General features: G+C 77.5%; 1 protein-coding gene and 1 pseudogene. Both read right to left on the bottom strand.

Features of this window, described 5'->3' with window-relative positions; genetic code table 11:
• Positions 1 to 233: DUF3090 family protein (locus KBX39_RS32745; protein WP_210874293.1), on the bottom strand; the 233-nt coding region annotated here is incomplete at its 3' end.
• An 86-nt stretch (positions 234 to 319) separates the two neighbouring features.
• Positions 320 to 489, bottom strand: a pseudogene (locus KBX39_RS32740) (phosphoglycerate mutase); the annotation flags it as partial.

Genomic DNA, 489 nt, shown 5'->3' with positions numbered 1-489 from the left:
CCGCCCGTCGGCGGCGCGGCCTCCGGCAGCTGCACGCCGAAGCGGCGCTGCGCCTCGGCGAGCAGCTCCTCGAGCTTCTCGGCGAGCAACGACACCTGGACCTTCTCCAGCGACACGCTGACCAGCCGGCCGCCGCCGCGCGCCTGGAGGAAGAACGTGCGCTCCCCCGGCGGGCCGACCGTACCGGCGACGAACCGCTCCGGCGGCTCGAAGGCGTGCACCTGGTGCGTCATACCCACGACCCTATCCGGCGCGTGGAAGTGCCGCGCAGCCCACCGACGCCGAATCCGCCCAGAGCGAACGCGCCGCGCCGGGCCGGCTATCCGGCCGCGCCCGCGCCCCCGCCGACCGCCGCGTCCGACTCGGCCGGCCGCGCCGCGCGCCGGCGCCGCTTGCGCGGCGGCGGGACCAGCGCCGACAGGTCGCCGCCGGTGTCGTTGAGCCGGACCAGGAACGGCCGCAGCGGCGTGTAGCGGATCGAGGTCACCG

The sequence above is a fragment of the Micromonospora sp. D75 genome (genome assembly GCF_018070405.1).
Lineage (GTDB): Bacteria > Actinomycetota > Actinomycetes > Mycobacteriales > Micromonosporaceae > Micromonospora > Micromonospora chalcea.
Note: the sequence above shows the minus strand (reverse complement) of the source record. Positions and strands in the feature narration are given on the sequence as shown.